Annotated in this window: 1 protein-coding gene; it reads left to right on the top strand. The window is 35.5% G+C overall.

What is annotated here, in order from left to right; genetic code table 11:
- Positions 1–138 precede the first annotated feature (138 nt).
- Positions 139–456 carry a PadR family transcriptional regulator gene (locus MOC09_RS20080; RefSeq protein WP_268362512.1) on the top strand — a complete coding sequence of 106 codons (318 nt, stop codon included), beginning with the start codon at positions 139–141 and terminating at the stop codon, positions 454–456.
- The last annotated feature ends 76 nt before the right edge of the window (positions 457–532 follow it).

The raw sequence follows: 532 nt of genomic DNA, 5'->3' as shown, positions 1-532 counted from the left end.
TGATTTTCCCCTTCTCATCAAGCTTCTTACTTTGAATTCCTTTGACTAATTTTGAAAATGTTGTTGACTATTCAGTTGAACTGTATTACGTTATTATTAAGTTGAACTATACAGTTGAACTGAAGAGAGGGTGAAGACATGAAACATAAATTATTACCGTTGTCTGAAACCATGCATTATATTTTATTAGCTTTGCGTGAGCCGCTCCATGGCTATGCCGTAATGCAGAAGATAGAAAAGATAAGTAACGGTACTGTTATTTTAGCAGCTGGTACATTATACGGTGCGATTGAAAACTTGAATAAGCATGGTTGGATTGAACCTGTTGGAGAATCAGGCCGGAGAAAAGTTTATATGATCACTGAAGAAGGAAGCGCCATTTTGAAAATGGAACAAAACAGGTTATTGCATATTTTATCCCTGTACGAAGGAAGTGAATCAAATGAAGAAATGTAGGATGTTTTTTGATATTGAAAAAGAGGAGCAATGGCTGAACGAGCAATTACAGAAAGGCTATCGTTGTACAAATATT

The sequence above is a fragment of the Bacillus sp. N12A5 genome (genome assembly GCF_026790125.1).
Lineage (GTDB): Bacteria > Bacillota > Bacilli > Bacillales > Bacillaceae > Bacillus.
The sequence above is the reverse complement of the archived record's forward strand: the minus strand, read 5'-3'. Positions and strand labels throughout refer to the sequence as shown.